This is a genomic window from Bacillus sp. S/N-304-OC-R1 (genome assembly GCF_019749375.1).
Taxonomy (GTDB): Bacteria; Bacillota; Bacilli; order Bacillales; family Cytobacillaceae; genus Cytobacillus.
The window spans coordinates 72,574-87,927 of the sequence record NZ_JACWFE010000017.1 but is presented as its reverse complement, the minus strand read 5'-3'; the positions used below and the strand labels follow the sequence as shown (position 1 = coordinate 87,927).

General features: G+C 36.7%; 14 protein-coding genes. 11 read left to right on the top strand and 3 right to left on the bottom strand.

Annotated features, from left to right (window positions below):
• The first annotated feature begins 3 nt into the window (after positions 1-3).
• From H0173_RS14765 to H0173_RS14740, 6 genes are all read left to right on the top strand, one after another.
• Positions 4-1,020 carry an ABC transporter ATP-binding protein gene (locus tag H0173_RS14765; RefSeq protein ID WP_221847299.1) on the top strand — a complete coding sequence of 339 codons (1,017 nt, stop codon included), beginning with the start codon at positions 4-6 and terminating at the stop codon, positions 1,018-1,020.
• Entirely contained in the window at positions 1,013-2,026 is a 1,014-nt protein-coding gene (locus tag H0173_RS14760) for an ABC transporter ATP-binding protein (RefSeq protein WP_221847298.1), read from the top strand. The genes H0173_RS14765 and H0173_RS14760 overlap by 8 nt, the downstream gene beginning before the upstream one ends.
• An 82-nt stretch (positions 2,027-2,108) precedes the next feature.
• The gene (gene kynA / locus H0173_RS14755) at positions 2,109-2,954 is read left to right on the top strand and encodes a tryptophan 2,3-dioxygenase (protein WP_221847297.1); all 846 of its coding nucleotides are present in this window, start codon (positions 2,109-2,111) and stop codon (positions 2,952-2,954) included.
• Positions 2,955-2,971: 17 nt separating this feature from the next.
• Complete coding sequence (gene kynB / locus H0173_RS14750) at positions 2,972-3,601, top strand: arylformamidase (protein WP_221847296.1); 630 nt, start codon at positions 2,972-2,974, stop codon at positions 3,599-3,601.
• Positions 3,602-3,674: 73 nt separating this feature from the next.
• Positions 3,675-4,628, top strand: coding sequence for an MBL fold metallo-hydrolase (locus tag H0173_RS14745; RefSeq protein WP_221847335.1), 954 nt, complete (start codon positions 3,675-3,677; stop codon positions 4,626-4,628).
• Between the two features lie 28 nt (positions 4,629-4,656).
• On the top strand, positions 4,657-5,274 hold the full coding sequence (locus tag H0173_RS14740) for an NUDIX hydrolase (protein ID WP_221847295.1): 618 nt from the start codon (positions 4,657-4,659) through the stop codon (positions 5,272-5,274).
• Positions 5,275-5,367: 93 nt separating this feature from the next.
• Here H0173_RS14740 and H0173_RS14735 read toward each other — a convergent pair whose 3' ends face one another.
• Complete coding sequence (locus H0173_RS14735; RefSeq protein ID WP_221847294.1) at positions 5,368-6,267, bottom strand: helix-turn-helix domain-containing protein; 900 nt, start codon at positions 6,265-6,267, stop codon at positions 5,368-5,370.
• 233 nt (positions 6,268-6,500) lie between these two features.
• Between H0173_RS14735 and proC the strand changes: the two genes are divergently transcribed.
• Entirely contained in the window at positions 6,501-7,310 is an 810-nt protein-coding gene (proC, locus tag H0173_RS14730; protein ID WP_221847293.1) for a pyrroline-5-carboxylate reductase, read from the top strand.
• A 51-nt stretch (positions 7,311-7,361) separates the two neighbouring features.
• On the opposite strand, the gene H0173_RS14725 is transcribed toward proC, so the two are convergent.
• Positions 7,362-7,571: a hypothetical protein gene (locus H0173_RS14725; protein ID WP_221847292.1), complete on the bottom strand. Its 210-nt coding sequence runs from the start codon at positions 7,569-7,571 to the stop codon at positions 7,362-7,364.
• 341 nt (positions 7,572-7,912) lie between these two features.
• On the opposite strand from H0173_RS14725, the gene H0173_RS14720 reads away from it, so the two are divergent.
• Positions 7,913-9,265 (top strand): L-cystine transporter, encoded by a 1,353-nt coding sequence (locus tag H0173_RS14720; protein ID WP_260631202.1) that lies wholly within the window; start codon positions 7,913-7,915, stop codon positions 9,263-9,265.
• 57 nt (positions 9,266-9,322) lie between these two features.
• Here H0173_RS14720 and H0173_RS14715 read toward each other — a convergent pair whose 3' ends face one another.
• Positions 9,323-11,221 carry a beta/alpha barrel domain-containing protein gene (locus H0173_RS14715; RefSeq protein ID WP_221847290.1) on the bottom strand — a complete coding sequence of 633 codons (1,899 nt, stop codon included), beginning with the start codon at positions 11,219-11,221 and terminating at the stop codon, positions 9,323-9,325.
• 194 nt (positions 11,222-11,415) lie between these two features.
• On the opposite strand from H0173_RS14715, the gene H0173_RS14710 reads away from it, so the two are divergent.
• The 3 genes from H0173_RS14710 (at position 11,416) to H0173_RS14700 (ending at position 15,306) form a co-directional block, all read left to right on the top strand.
• Complete coding sequence (locus H0173_RS14710) at positions 11,416-12,126, top strand: response regulator transcription factor (protein WP_313770653.1); 711 nt, start codon at positions 11,416-11,418, stop codon at positions 12,124-12,126.
• Positions 12,127-12,164: 38 nt separating this feature from the next.
• Positions 12,165-13,505, top strand: a complete 1,341-nt coding sequence (locus tag H0173_RS14705; RefSeq protein WP_260631198.1) for a sensor histidine kinase — start codon at positions 12,165-12,167, stop codon at positions 13,503-13,505.
• Positions 13,506-13,623: 118 nt separating this feature from the next.
• Entirely contained in the window at positions 13,624-15,306 is a 1,683-nt protein-coding gene (locus tag H0173_RS14700; protein ID WP_221847287.1) for a DL-endopeptidase inhibitor IseA family protein, read from the top strand.
• Positions 15,307-15,354: the final 48 nt, after the last annotated feature.

The window sequence follows — 15,354 nt, the reverse complement described above, 5'->3', positions numbered from 1 at the left end:
CTTATGACGACTGAAAATATTTTAGAAGTAAGAAATCTTCGAACATCTTTTTTTACCGATGAAGGCGAAGTTAAAGCAGTAGATGGTGTTGACTTTTCAATCGAAAAAGGCAAGACACTTGGGATTGTAGGGGAATCAGGATCAGGAAAAAGTATTACATCTCTTTCCATTCTCCGCCTGCTTCAAGAGCCAATAGGTAAAATTGTTGGTGGTGATGTCCTTTTTAAAGGAGAAAATTTATTAGAAAAAACGAAGAAGCAGATGATGAACATCCGTGGAAATAATATCTCGATGATTTTCCAAGAGCCGATGACTTCATTAAATCCAACATTAACATGTGGCGAACAAATTGCTGAATCCATTCGTATTCATCAAAAGCTGAATCGAAGAGAAGCATGGATAAAAGCGATTGATATGTTAAGTTTAGTAGGAATTCCATCACCTGAAAAACGAGCGAAACAATATCCATTTGAACTTTCTGGTGGAATGCGTCAGCGTGTTATGATCGCTATCGCACTCGCTTGTAATCCAGAATTGCTAATTGCAGACGAACCGACTACTGCACTTGATGTAACGATACAAGCGCAAATTCTTGAGTTAATTAAAAAACTTCAGCGTGAGCTTGGAACTTCATTGATGATTATTACACATGATCTTGGTGTAGTCGCAGAGATGTGTGATAAGGTAGCGGTTATGTATTGTGGAAAAGTTGTTGAATATGCTGATATTCAAACAATCTTCACTGATCCAAAGCATCCATACACTATTGGTCTATTAAACTCTGTTCCAAAGCATGATGAAGATATTGAAGGAGATTTATCAGTTATTCGGGGACAAGTGCCGAGCCCATTTAATTTGCCGCTTGGCTGCCGATTTGCTCCAAGATGTCCTCACGCCAAGGAAATTTGTCATTCACAACTGCCTGAGCTACAGGAAATTAAGGACGGAGATAAAGTCCGCTGCTGGATATATACAGATAAATGGGAGAAACAAGAGGGGGTTGAAGCTAGCCATGAGTGAGCAAGCATTATTAGAAGTAAAACAGCTAAAGCAGTATTTCCCAATTAAAGGCGGTATTCTTGGACGGACAGTTAATCATGTAAAAGCAGTTGATGATATTAGCTTCAATATATTTGAAGGAGAAACGGTCAGTATCGTCGGAGAGTCAGGCTGTGGGAAATCTACGACTGGCAGAGCGATCCTTCGTTTGGATAATCCTTATTCTGGTGAAGTATATTTCCAAGGTGAAAATTTACTTTCTCTAAGCAAGTCTCAAATGAGGAAAAAACGTAAGGACCTGCAAATTATTTTCCAAGATCCTTATGCATCATTAAATCCTCGTCAGACTGTGAGTCAGATTTTAGAAGAAGCACTTGAGATACAAAATGTTGTACCTCCAAAAGAGAGAAGACAAAAAATAACTGAACTTTTGGAAACTGTAGGAATAGGGGCTCACCAAATTGATCGTTATCCACATGAATTTAGTGGAGGACAGCGTCAGCGCATTGGAATTGCTCGTGCTCTATCTGTTAATCCAAAGCTTATCATTTGTGATGAAGCAGTTTCGGCACTTGATGTGTCCATTCAAGCTCAGGTGCTGAATCTTTTAAAGGACTTACAAAGAAAATTCAAATTAACTTATTTATTTATATCTCACGACCTTGGGGTTGTTCGACACATATCTGATCGAATTATCGTTATGTACCTTGGGAAAATTGTTGAAATCGCTGATAAAAAATCTTTGTTTGATAATCCTCAACATCCATATACGAAGGCATTATTATCGGCTATTCCGAGTACGAATATATTAGAGAAGAAAGAGCGGATTATTCTTAAAGGGGATGTTCCGTCACCGATTAATCCGCCAACAGGCTGCCGTTTTCATACGCGCTGTCCTTATGCATTTGATCGCTGTGCGAAAGAAGAGCCTGCTTTGCATACGTTTCCAGGACAAAATCATCAGGCAGCTTGTCATTTAGCGCAAGACGGTACGATAGATTTCTCTAAAATAAAAGCAAATTATTGATCTTTTTCAAAAAAGCCTTCTCTTCGAGAGGGCTTTTTCAACCGCTAATAAGCTAAATATAATAGAAGGAAAGAGGGGTTCAATGGAAAAAGAAAATAAGCACCAACCAGATTTAGAAAAGGAAATTAAAACAGAGTTTCAAAATGATATGTCATATGGTGATTATCTTTGCTTAGAAAAAATCTTATCCAGTCAGCATCGTTTATCCGATCATCATGATGAAATGCTATTTATTATAATCCATCAAACGAGTGAGCTTTGGATGAAGCTAATCATTCATGAGCTTTCAGCAGCGACCGAATGTATCCAAAACAACCGCTTAGACTCTTCCTTTAAAATGCTTTCCCGTGTATCTAGAATCCAGCATCAATTAATACAATCATGGCAAGTCTTATCAACATTAACTCCAGCCGACTACTTACAATTTCGCTCGAAACTTGGTCATTCCTCAGGTTTTCAATCCTATCAAAATCGGCTTATTGAATTTTTGCTTGGACAAAAAAATCCACAAACACTCCTAGTCTATCAGCATAATAAAGAATTATATTCACAGCTTCAGAATTCCCTTAATAAACCTAGTATTTATGATGCATCTATTCAAGCCTTAGCAAATCGCGGTTTTTCCATAAATGATTCCTCCCTAAACAGAGACTGGTCACAGCCGTATGAGCTGAATGAACATGTAGAGGCAGCATGGCTAAAGGTATATCGCAATGTCGACCAATATTGGGATCTTTACGAGTTAGCTGAGAAGCTAGTTGATATTGGAAGCCAGCAGCAGCTCTGGCGATATCAGCATATGAGTACAGTCGAAAGAATTATAGGAAATAAGAAAGGAACAGGCGGGTCTTCAGGAGTAACCTATTTAAAAAGACTGCTAGAATATCAATTCTTTCCAGAGTTATGGAGCTTAAGAACAAAACTTTAAGAATGGAGATAATGTAAATGAACAAGTGGATCGATATTTCACAAAGGCTAGATAATGGACTTGCTGTTTGGCCAGGTGATACTCCTTTTTCTCTTCAAAATAAATGGAGTATTGCATCAGGTTCATCTGTTAACGTCGGGGAACTAACGATGAGCACACATTCTGGGACACATATTGATGCACCATTTCATTTTGACAACTTAGGGAAAAAAGTCATCGATCTTGATATTAATTTGTACATTGGACCGGCACGTGTGATTCATTTACAGGACGTGTCTAGTATAGGGGAAAAGGAGTTAAGCAACTATGAATTATCAGGAGTAACTCGTCTATTAATTAATACAGGTGCATGGGGAAACCGGACAGTGTTCCCAGACAAGATCCCCTATCTTGAAAAAGATGCAGCCCAATATCTCTCAACTATAGGTGTGAAGTTACTAGGTTTGGATTTGCCTTCCGTTGATCCATTAGACAGCAAAGAATTGCCTGCCCATCATGCACTTCATCATTGTGAAATACATATTTTAGAGGGGCTAGTCTTGGACTCAATTAGCGAAGGAGATTATGAACTTGTTGCATTGCCTTTACCAATTGTAAATGGGGATGGCAGTCCTGTGCGTGCCGTTTTGAAAAAAATAGGTGTTTAGAATAGAGGATTTTCCTCTGAAAAAATCGAACCATTCAATATAGTTATTAATAGAGTTTTGAAAGGCGTGTTAACTGATGCAAGTCATTGATTTAGGTTTCAATATTTCTCTTATTGATACGTTTGATCTTGGAAAAGAAAGAAGAACAGGCTCTTATGTTCTTCACGCAGAAGAATTAACCATTATTGAAACAAGTGCGAGTCCTTCGATCCCATATGTGTTAAAAGGGTTAGATCAGCTAGGAATTGATTTAGAAAAAGTAAAAAATATCATCGTCACACATATACATCTGGATCATGCAGGCGGAGTTGGGCTGCTGCTAAAGCATTGTCCAAATGCAAAAGTCATTGTCCATCCAAGGGGGAAACGGCATCTTGCCGATCCAGCTAAGCTCATTCTTGGAGCACAGGCCGTATATGGAGATAAATTTAAGGAATTATTTGATCCCATCTTACCTGTTCCAGAAGATCGATTAATGATTAAAGAGGACGGAGATATTATAAAAATTGATGAAGAGCGAACGCTAACTTTTTACGATACACCAGGTCACGCTAAGCATCATTTTTCAATTCATGATTCCTTAAGCAATGGAATTTTTACAGGGGATACGATTGGTGTTTACTACCCGCAGCTTATTGAACATGGAATGGAATTATATCTTCCCTCAACTTCACCAAATCAGTTTGATCCTGATGCCATGCTCCAGTCAATAGATAGAGTTTCTAAACTTCATGTAGATAGGATCTATTTTGGCCACTATGGTATGACAGAACATCCAGCTCATGTATATGAGCAAATTCAGTATTGGCTTCCTATTTTTGTGGCTGCTGGGAAAAAGGTGTGGGAAGAATATGCAAATGCTTCCTTCGATGCTAAGCAACATGCTCTTTTCCAATTATTATTTTCAGAGGTTAGCCGTTATGCTGAAGAAAATAATATTGTTTTAGAGGGGGATATTTTAGACATTATTGGGCTGGACTTAAATGTTTGCTCGATGGGAATGCTGGATTATTTAGCTAAATTATAATAAATAATAAAAAATGGAGGTGTGGATCATGGAGCTAAAGAAAATCATGAATAAACTTGAAAATCGTACACCTGCCATTTTAGGAAGTGATAAGTTCTCTAAATATGCCATTTTAATCCCATTAATTCAAAGGGATGATGGCCTTCATATTTTATTTGAGGTCCGCTCTCTACAGTTAAGAAGGCAGCCTGGAGAAATTTGTTTCCCAGGAGGACGAGTCGATAAGACAGATAAAGATGAACGTCATACTGCTATTAGGGAGACTTCTGAGGAACTTGGGATTAGTGAGAGTTCGATTGATGATGTTTATCCGTTAGACTATATGATATCACCATTTGGAACTATGATTTATCCTTTTGTCGGACTAATTCGAGATTCTGAGGAGATTGAATTCAATCGGAGTGAAGTGGAAGAGATTTTCACTGTACCGCTTTCGTTTCTAAAGAATACGAAGCCTGAAACTTTTCAAATTCAATACCGGGTAGAGCCCGAAAAAGGTTTCCCTTTCAGCCAGATTGCAGGAGGCGAAAATTATAATTGGCAAATTCGCAATATGGAGGAATGTTTCTATTATTATGAGGACAGGGTAATTTGGGGATTAACAGCAAGAGTACTTAAACATTTTATCGAAATCGTCCAATCCTGATAGGCTAACTAAATAAATAAGGTCCCGACTGTAATTTTTTCACTTCAAAGAAATAAGAGATGATGCATTGCAGGCATCATCTCCTTATTTAGATTAACTTAGAGAAAGTTCAATATTTAAACTCTTAAGCTTGTTACAAAGATCCTCGTAATTTTTATGATCATTGCTGTTTTCAAAAACCCATAATGCCTGCTTGTAATTCATTATTACATCGGCTGTTACTTGCTGTTCAAGGTCATATAGAATTTGAGCCTTTTGATAATATAGACTGCCTAATAAGTAATAAGTTTTTATTTCCTTACACATCGTTATGCCTTTATTGCAAAGATAAAGAGCATGGTCATAGTTTTTTATTTTAGCAGAGGCTTGTGAAAAATTATAATAAATATTGATGAAGATCGTTCTGTCAGTTAAATAAGGAAGTTTGTCCGCATAGTTTAATATTTTCGTATATAACTCACGAGCTAGCTCCCATTGATTTAATTCCCCATAAATAATTGCTTTGCTAATTAAAATATCAAGTTCGCGTAATGAGTATATTTTGTCACCAGTTTTTGAATAAGAAAGAGCCTCATTAATTAGCTTTAAAGCTTTTTCTTTATCTTTTTCCACATAGTTAATACAAATGGCTTCACGCCATAATAAGAATTGTTTTAAATGAGGTTTTTTCTCGAAACTAGGATTATTTTTTTGCAGTTTAACATATGGATAGGCTTCTTCATATTGTTTAGAGCGAATCAGTTCCGTTATCTGATCGCATATGTCATTAATATAACTAAGTCTTGGCAGATCAGATTCGAGGAAGAAGTATTCAATAGACACACCTAGCCGTTGGCTAATTTGGTGCAGAAGCTGGGCTGATAAATGAATTTCTTCATTTTTTTCAATTTTGCTGATTAATCCTTGAGAACAGATTCCGTCAGCGAGCTCTTCCTGTGTCATATGCCAATACTTTCGCAATTCTTTTATTTTCTTGCCTATTTGATACTCCATTTGAATCCCCCTGTAACCTTTGTTCTTTCGTATTATGGGTGATCATGATAAACTGAAATCTTAGTTATTAGTAGTAGAGGTACTTAGTCTACATTAATTATTTATGACTATAATAGCACAATATGGAGTTAGATTATAATAGCGCTTTCAATAATTTCATTACTAGAAGCAACTCTATATTGCTTTACTTGTTGTTATATTATAATAGTTTAAAAAGTCAGGATGTGAAAGTTTTGAGTAAAAAAATTGGCTTTATAGGTGCAGGAAAAATGGCTCAGGCAATTATAGGAGGGATAATCCACGCAGGAACTGTCTCGTCTGAAGATCTGGTGGCCAGTGCAGCTTCAAATGAAACTATTTCAAAAGTTCAACAAAAATTTTCAATTGATACAACAACAGATAATAAAATAGTCGCGGAGCATGCTGATATCCTTATTCTTGCTGTTAAACCGAATCTTCACATGGCTGTAATTGAAGAAATTAAAGAGTTCATTAAACCACATACAATAGTTATTACAATAGCAGCAGGAATTAGCTTGAAATTTCTAGAAGAAGCATTTGCCCGTAATATTAAGGCAATCCGTTCAATGCCAAATACTCCTTCGTTAATTGGGGAAGGAATGACTGTTCTTTGTGCAAACAAGTTTGTAACGGAGGAGGAGCTAAGAGAGGTAGTTGACATCCTTTCATGCTTTGGTAAAGCAGAAGTTGTGCAGGAAAGCCTAATGGATTCAATTCCTGCAATTAGTGCTTCATCACCAGCTTATGTCTATATGTTCATTGAGGCATTGGCTGATGGCGGAGTGAAAAACGGATTAACACGTGATCAATCATATACATTAGCAGCACAAGCCGTTTTAGGAGCTGCAAAAATGGTCCTTGAAACTGGGAAGCATCCTGGAGAACTGAAAGATGAAGTTTGTACACCAGGAGGAGCAACGATTGAGGCTGTTGCAGAGCTCGAGAAAAAAGGCTTTCGTGCAGCAGTTTTATCTGCAATGGAAAAGTGTACAGAAAAGACAAAAGCACTTGGAAAAGATTAATCGTACATAAAACAGGAGGAGCAGTGAATAAAAGCTGCTCCTCCTGTTTTATTATAGGGATGAATTTCCGCCAATATTTGTTTTGACTAAAGATTGATTTAAGCCTGAGTATAGATCTTTCATTTGAACAGTAACAATTTTAGCACCAATTTGGACGTGTACCATGTTGTCAAAAACAGCAGTAACAAGACCATTAAGGGATACTTTTGAACCAATATTTACGTGTTCCTTTTCGTTTTTATCCTTTTTGCTATCTGCCATTATTACACCATCCTTTTCATGAATAAATTTTTAATATTATAAAAAGAATATATCCTTTTAATTGTAAAATAAACCTCAAAATAAAAAAAGTATTATGCAATGTAAAAATGGGGAAAAATAATAAATGAGAAAAAAATAAAAACTTGTTATTAAACCCCAGTATATTACTAGGATAAAAGGACATTCAATTAGCTAAATAGCATGATAGAATCATACAAAATAAAAATATCATTAATTCCTACTTGACTCATAGGATTACATGATATATATTTTTATCATTATCGATTTTCAAGGAGGATTTTAAAGTGACAACAGGGCTTGTTATTGTGAATATTGCAATTATGTTATTAATTATTATTGGCCTGTTCTTCATGCAGAAAAAGCATGTATCATTTTCTAAACGTGTATTTACTGCTCTAGGACTAGGAATTGTTTTCGGTTTTGCACTACAGTTCATTTATGGTCCAACATCTGAGGTAGTAACGAAGTCTTCAGATTGGTTCAATATTGTTGGCGGAGGCTATGTGAAATTTCTACAAATGATCGTTATGCCTCTTGTATTTATTTCGATTTTGACTGCATTTACAAAATTGAAATTAAGCAATAATATTGGCAAAATTAGTACACTTATTCTTGGTTTACTGCTTGGAACAACGGCTATTGCAGCAGCAGTCGGTATTGCGACTACAGTTGGATTCCATTTAGAATCTATCCAGATAAACCAAGGGGATGCTGAAGTAGCTCGTGGTCAGATGCTTGAACAGAAAAATCTAGAAATGGGAGGAAAGAATTTCCCACAGCAGATTATTGAATTACTGCCTGCCAACCCATTTTTAGATTTAACGGGGGCTCGCCCAACATCAACCATTTCTGTCGTGATTTTTGCGGCATTTATTGGATTTGCGTTTTTAGGTGTTAGAAAGAAGGCGCCTGAGCAAGCGGAGCTTTTCTCGAAGATTGTTGATGCTTTATATACAGTCATTATGCGTGTTGTAACGATTATTTTACGTTTAACTCCATATGGTGTTCTAGCGATTATGACGAAGACTGTTGCATTGAGTGATATTGATGCTATTCTTAAGCTCGGTAAATTTGTTCTTGCATCATATACTGCCTTGATCATTATGTTTATCATCCATTTATTATTGCTGACGATTGCTGGACTAAATCCAGTAACATATGTGAAAAAGGCATTTCCTGTTTTAACATTTGCCTTTACTTCTCGTACAAGTGCGGGGGCTCTGCCATTAAATATCAAAACGCAAAAGTCTCTTGGTGTTCCGGATGGAATTGCCAACTTCTCTGGCTCATTCGGCCTTTCTATTGGGCAAAATGGATGTGCTGGTATTTATCCGGCAATGCTTGCAGTGATGATAGCACCAACAGTAGGTATTGATCCTTTAACTCCATCCTTTATTGCGACTGTTATTGCTGTTGTAGCAATTAGCTCCTTCGGTGTTGCCGGTGTTGGTGGCGGTGCAACCTTTGCTGCAATCTTAGTATTATCAGCGCTAAATCTTCCTGTTGCTTTGGCTGGTCTATTAATTTCTATTGAGCCACTAATTGACATGGGACGTACCGCTCTTAATGTAAGCGGGTCTATGACTTCTGGAATTTTAACTAGCCGCATTACGGGTGAAATTGACTCAAATCTATATAGCAATATGAACGAGAAAGTTGAAGCTGAAGTATAATAATATAAAAAAAATCGGCAAATGCCTTCGAAGGGCATCTGCCGATTTTTATATTGTTTAATAAGATTTTTTTATTCTTTCAGGCATGTAAATAGTGTCTCTTTTTTCATTAGCTTGTAAAAAATCTTTCGATAGAATTAGTCCCAAAATATAAATAACTAAGGCAAAGTAAGCAGGCAGAAGGTGGATAAAAGTTGTATAACCAATAAAAAAGTGTGTTAATATTCCGGCACAAAATGCTGGAATGCCTCCAAATAATAATGTATTCCATATCCATTTAGCACCTTCATTATATCCCCACAAGGCGGTCATTAGAACTAGTAATCCTACACTAAATAAAGCACTGCCAAAGCCTGCTCGATCATGGGCAATTACCGGAATAAGACGGTTATTGATTTCACTTAGTATTTCAGGAGGGATACATATATAGTCAATATCAGTCGGTACAAAAATACTTGTTGTACCAATTATTGAGATCACAATTCCTCCAATAACAAATGAAAAACCAAGAATGACAAAGCAAAGTTGTCCCCACAGAGCACGTTTCCATTCAGACGTATTTCTGCGATTTTTCGAGATTGGTGAATCGAAGACTCTATTTGTTTTGATAAACCCCACAATAAAAAAGGGAAGAAGAATTAGCCAAAACAACCCATGAAGCCAATCAAAATATCCATAACCGATAAATAGGAGAATCCCCAAAAATCCAGAAATTGCCGCAATATTAATGGCCTTCCTTGTCCAATGCAAACCAAATCGTACACCATTTTTGGCTAGCTGCATATAAAGAATTGACCCGGAAATCATAGTGCCTGCAAGGGTCATTCGATCATGTGCCATAAATTTAATTATACTTGGATTTATAGCAAATAATTCATCTCTTGTCATTTTTAAAAATGTTTCATCGTACTGCAGAATTACTCTTGTCATACTGAAAAAAAGAGCAAGAAGACCTCCGCAGAAAATGATCATCCCAAATAGCCAATACCATTTCCAGCCAAGAATTTCATCTTTCCCATATGTTGGGGTAATAGAATCCAGTAGTGCCTCATTTATCCGTTTTGGGAGACCAGGACCAGAAGAAACATAGCCATCCTCTAACATAATTAAATCGGCTCCTAATTGCTGAAGAACAACAGCATCTTCAGGTTCATATACTCCGCCAGAGATAATTATTGGAATTCCTGTCAGCCCGTTTTCATAGAGTATCTTTACTGAAGCAGTTAATTCATCTGTTTGCTTACTTTCAAACGAAGCTTCCTGGGCCAGTTCAACTAATAATCCTTTTAGTGATTGTGAGCTAATTAGTGATTGAATGGAGGGAAGGTGATCCAAAATTTTATGATGACTAACAGCCAGAATAACTGGTCTACTGCTTTCTTCTGCTACTAAATTAAGGAGATCTATACAGTTGTCTAGGTTATTTAACTCTATAATAAATGCTTCGGCAAAGGGGCTCAGCAGATTTGTTAGCTTCTTTAATTCTTCTGATCCTTCATCTTTATGAATCCTCAACCGAAATAATAATGGGATAGTCGGCTGCTGTTTTTTTATTCTTATTATTGTTTCCTTAAGACCTATTGATTCTGGCATTTTTGGATAGTGAATCAACCCTTTTTTACGATTAAATCGGGCTGCTTCTTTTGAATTAGAAGGCTTGAGTGTGACAGGGCCGACTTCAATAAACCCAAAGCCCAGATAAGAAAAAGCCTTTGTTCCAGATAGTAATGGATCAATTTTTCCACTTAAACCGACCGGGCTGGCAAAGGTACAGTTAAATAGCTGCTTGCTAATTGCCGGGGAAGGCTTCATATGGCCTAAAAATTCAATCATTTGTTTTCCACCAGGCAACGCTGAAATGATATTCATTCCCCGATGAATAAACTCTCTGCCTGCAATACCTGGCAGCGCAGTAATCCAATGCTTAAATAACGGGTGATAGGACCAGTCAGGCATTATGAATATCCTCCCTCATGTATATCTTTCATTTTCTATTCTACAGGAAGTACATGTAAATAAAAGGGGAAAAAGGGAGGTCAAGAGGGAATTTTAATTACATAAAAATATTAATGGGAAGTTGTTACATTATTGGTGTTTCTTACGTCTAATATAAGATGTCAAAAATTTAATAAATTACAGGGTGAAAAATGATGACAACAAACGGAAAAATATTAATTGTTGAAGATGAGCTGTCTATACGTAAATTAATTGCATTTAATTTGCAGAGATCTAATTTCGACGTAATAGAGGCAGGCGAAGGAAAACTTGCTATTAAGCTTGTCGAGGAGCATAATCCTTTACTCGTGATAATTGATCTAATGCTGCCGGATATGGATGGATTTGAGATTTGTACAACAATTAGAGAAAAGAATCCTCAGCTGCCGATTATTATCGTTTCAGCTCGAGGACAGGATATGGATAAAATAATGGGTCTTGAATTAGGTGCAGATGATTATATTGTTAAGCCATTCAATCCGCTGGAGCTAGTAGCTAGAATTAGAACTGTATTAAGACGCACAACCTTTTTATCTAAGCAAGATAAAGAGACAAAATTAGAAGTAGGTCCTTACTCTTTAGATTTAATAACTCAAAGAGTATACAAATCTGGGAAGCTGTTAAAATTAACACCTCGTGAATTTCAAATTATGAAATTCTTCTTTGAAAAAATAAATATTCCTATTACCAGGGATGAATTTCTTGATGAAGTATGGGGTTTAAACTACTTTGGAGATCCTAAAACCGTGGATGTTCATATTAGAAGATTAAGAGAAAAGATAGAAGATGACCCATCAAATCCATTATATTTAAAAACGATATGGGGATTTGGGTACTGCTTTGAGGAAGGCGAGAAACTTGGATGAAAAAAGGAATAAAAAAGCGCCTCGTATGGAGTTATTTATTGTTAATCATATTTACAGTTGTTCTATATGAAACGATCATTCTTTCAGCTCTTTACACCTATTATATGGGGGGAGTAAAACAAGTTCTTCGGGATCAAGGAAAGATGTTTTCTTCTTTTTACGAGCAGTATTTCGAGACGGGCATGCTATCAGATCAAGCTGAAGGGCTACTAAGGCAGTATCACTTTAATGTAGGGGCACAGGTGCAAATTATTGATATGGATGGAAGTGTTTTGGCGAACACACACGAACAAGGGCCGCTCATTTTGACGGCTCTTGAGGATGTAAAGGCAGCTTTGGGAGGAACAACCGGATATTGGACAGGAAGTAATGGAAAAGAAAAACTGCTTGCTGTCACAGAGCCTTTATTCGTTCATGATGAGCCTATTGGTGCCATTCGCTTAATTTCTTCAATTGACAATTTATATTCAGTATTTATACACAACTCTTTGATATTAGCTGGAATCGGATTCATTGTCATCGTGCTTGTTGCTATTTTTAGCTTTTTCCTTGCTGTTTCGATTACAAAGCCGATAAGTGAAATTACGTTCGCTGCAGAGCAAATGGCAGCTGGATTTTTTTCAACTAGGATTCCGAAGAAAAAAGATGACGAAATTGGCAAGCTAGCTGATACGTTAAACTTCATGGCCCGAGAGGTAGAAAAGCATGAACAGTTGAAAAATGAGTTTATTGCATCTGTTTCTCATGAATTGAGAACACCGTTAACATCAGTGAAAGGGTGGGCAGTTACTTTGCATTCCCTATCAGAAGATCAAATGTTTAAAGAAGGTCTTGAGATTATTTCAAATGAAAGTGACCGGCTCAATATGATGCTAGGGGATTTGCTTGATTTGTCCAGTTTATCAACTGGTAAGGTGGAATATGTCTTTGCTGAAGAAGATTTGTCGAAGTTGGTAACTGAAGTAACTGGACAGATTATCCCTCGTGCTAATAGGCAGAAGGTTAGCTTGGAAACAATGTCTATGCCTGATTCATTAATCGTTAAGCTGGATCGAAACCGAATGAAGCAAGTTTTAATCAATATTTTGGATAATGCTCTTAAATTTACGCCCCAGTATGGCAAGATCACAGTTAAGATTTATACAAAAGAAGCTTTTACGATGATTGAAATTGCTGATACAGGAAAAGGTATTTCCCCAGAAGACCTGCCAGAAATAACGAAAAAGTTTTATAAAGGAAAGCTACGTGAGTCAGGAACAGGTCTTGGACTAGCCATTTGCAATGAAATAATTCAAGCCCACGGTGGAACTCTTGAGCTAAAAAGTGAATTAGGAAAAGGAACAACAGCGGTCATTTCCTTGGATAATGGCAAGAAGTAAACCTATATTATTCTATTAGATTTGTAATCATTTTTAATCATTTAGTAACCAGTAAATAACAATTTTCGGAGCTATCTATTGTAATGTAGGATTTAACAGAAGGGAAAGGAGTGGAATAATGGGAAAAGGCGGCTTGCGTTTTTATACTCTGCTTCTTTGTAGTGTGTTTATGATTGGAGGATGTAATTTTCTACAAGAACCTGTTACGTTAATACAGGCACCACAATATGCAGAAGCTGCAAGTGAATTAGAAAAAACATTGCTAATAAAATCAAAAGATTTATTGCCAATAGGAGCTGTCTTAACGACCGCCAGTCAGCCCGCAGGAAGTGAAGCTGTTATAAAAGCCGATCTAAATGGTGACGGTACAAATGAAATGATATATCTATACCAGTCTATTGGGAATAAAGAGCAAATTGGCGCCTTTATATTAATGAATGATAAAGGAGAATGGAACAAAGCTGCAGAAATTAAAGGGACTGGATATGAAGTAAGCTGGGCAAGCTCTGCAGATATAACGGGTGATGGCAAGCCTGAATTATTATTAGGATGGAAAATTGGTGCTTCAGCGGGAAATGTTCTTGATATTTTTTCATGGGGCGAATCTGGACTGGAGAAGTTAGCTCAGCTTAATTATCATGAACTGGAAGTGCTGTTACCAGAAGACAAAAAGGATTCACAGGCTAGACTTGCTATTTGGAACAGGGAGATGGCAGACGTCTATAAGACAGATATTTTGAAGTGGGAACAAACAGCTTTTCATTCTGATTTAGACTATTATCCGGCTTATTTTGCTAACGTTTCTGATTATTATGAAGAACGAGCGAAGCATGTTCCCAGTGCACCTTATTATTGGTATTATCTTGCAGACGCAAGGCTAAAAGAGGGATATCCAGAGCTTGCTTTACAGGCCATTGAAAATGGAATGAATTTAAAAATAACTTTTCCATCCAGAACAGAGTTTGAAGATTTGAAGCTGAAGATAGAAGATAGACTTAAAAACAACGGGACGGTTCCTTTCTATAATAAAGAAGCTGATTTTACTATGGATATTCCGAGAAAATTTGCCAATAATCTCATGATAAATGGGGTTGAAGGAGTGAAGAGTAATTATATCATTGGAGTAAGCAAAGCCATGGAAACGGGACAAACAGATTTATTATTCACGATTGAAGTATATCCAAAAGAATGGATTAGCAGCATAGAAGATTACGGATTAACTCCGTTATTAGAGACTGAAAAATTATCTTACGGCATTCGTAAGGAGAATATTAAAGATCCTAAAGATTTAGAATTAGCAAATCAAATTATAGCAACTATTAGACCTGGAGCATATTTCCCGAAATTAAAAAGCCAAGAAGAGCAAATCTTGCTTAAACTGATTCAATTAGCAGTAAGGAAATACTGGTATGTGACTAGCGGCGGAAAAATGGAAGAAGGTTTAATTGAAAACTTTCCAATCAATGATATGGATTACCGTTATATGGGCAGCGATTTGGATACGAAAGAAAAATTAATTGAATATTTATCAAGTGCGTATTCAATTGATGCAATAAATCAATATATGGAGAGTGCAGGAATCGTTGAACATAATGGTAAGCTTGCTCAGCCTAATGCTGACGGCGGTTCAATAGCAAGTTATGAGAAATCAGCAATTTATTTAACAAAGGATGTCGGTTCAGAGAAAGAATTTGACCTAAAGATTCCTTTAGGTGATAGTTTGGTTACGGTAATGGTGCATGTAGTATTAAAGAAGACAGATAAAGGATGGAGAATTGACTCCCTTCCAGGAAGCTTTTAATTTATTGCAGGCAGAATGAGCCTGCTATTTTTTTGTAAAAAAAATATG

Excerpts from the sequence above, each read along its gene's own strand:
- kynB (WP_221847296.1), top strand. The coding sequence starts at position 2,972 with ATGAACAAGTGGATCGATATTTCACAAAGGCTAGATAATGGACTTGCT.
- kynA (WP_221847297.1), top strand. The coding sequence starts at position 2,109 with ATGGAAAAAGAAAATAAGCACCAACCAGATTTAGAAAAGGAAATTAAA.
- H0173_RS14760 (WP_221847298.1), top strand. The coding sequence starts at position 1,013 with ATGAGTGAGCAAGCATTATTAGAAGTAAAACAGCTAAAGCAGTATTTC.
- H0173_RS14720 (WP_260631202.1), top strand. The coding sequence starts at position 7,913 with ATGTTATTAATTATTATTGGCCTGTTCTTCATGCAGAAAAAGCATGTA.
- H0173_RS14725 (WP_221847292.1), bottom strand. The coding sequence starts at position 7,571 with ATGGCAGATAGCAAAAAGGATAAAAACGAAAAGGAACACGTAAATATT.
- H0173_RS14765 (WP_221847299.1), top strand. The coding sequence starts at position 4 with ATGACGACTGAAAATATTTTAGAAGTAAGAAATCTTCGAACATCTTTT.
- H0173_RS14710 (WP_313770653.1), top strand. The coding sequence starts at position 11,416 with ATGACAACAAACGGAAAAATATTAATTGTTGAAGATGAGCTGTCTATA.
- H0173_RS14735 (WP_221847294.1), bottom strand. The coding sequence starts at position 6,267 with ATGGAGTATCAAATAGGCAAGAAAATAAAAGAATTGCGAAAGTATTGG.
- H0173_RS14715 (WP_221847290.1), bottom strand. The coding sequence starts at position 11,221 with ATGCCTGACTGGTCCTATCACCCGTTATTTAAGCATTGGATTACTGCG.
- H0173_RS14700 (WP_221847287.1), top strand. The coding sequence starts at position 13,624 with ATGGGAAAAGGCGGCTTGCGTTTTTATACTCTGCTTCTTTGTAGTGTG.
- H0173_RS14740 (WP_221847295.1), top strand. The coding sequence starts at position 4,657 with ATGGAGCTAAAGAAAATCATGAATAAACTTGAAAATCGTACACCTGCC.